Genomic DNA, 523 nt, shown 5'->3' on the forward strand with positions numbered 1-523 from the left:
CAATGCCCCGGCCGCGCGAACGCATGTCGCCGCTGCCGGAGCATGCATTGTCCGCATTCACAAGCCAAGCGCATTCAGTTCCTGATCAACCTGCCTCCAGCGACCGTCAGACTGGCGTGGTTCGTTCCTGCCGTGATTCCAGCTGCTGACCCGGTTCTTAAGTGGAATTTCGTCAATGAACCGGCTCGGACGGGAAGATCCGCCCTGGCGATAATCACAGAACGTGATCGTGGCCTGCTCCATAGCCCGGGTCAGCGCCACATAGGCAAGGCGACGCTCCTCTTCGGGATTGCGCGGCATCGCACCGGGGAAAATCGCCTCTTCCCACGCAGGAAGAAAGACGTGCCGGAATTCCAGTCCTTTCGACCGGTGCATGGTCATGAGCTGAACGCGATCACGACCTTTTTCTCCAGGTGCTCCGCCTGCCAGTGCCGCATGCTCCAGCAGGTGTTCCACGCGCCGGAAACCCTGGGCCAGTTCGATCAGTTCCGCGAGGTTTTCGCGCTGGGTTGCGGCTTCATCC

General features: G+C 60.8%; 1 protein-coding gene. It reads right to left on the reverse strand.

Annotated features, from left to right (window positions below; translation table 11 throughout):
* Window positions 1-57 precede the first annotated feature (57 nt).
* Window positions 58-523: 3'-5' exonuclease (locus CFR71_RS16035; protein WP_133251196.1), on the reverse strand; the 466-nt coding region annotated here is incomplete at its 5' end.

This window comes from Novacetimonas pomaceti (assembly GCF_003207955.1).
Classification (GTDB): Bacteria; Pseudomonadota; Alphaproteobacteria; order Acetobacterales; family Acetobacteraceae; genus Novacetimonas; species Novacetimonas pomaceti.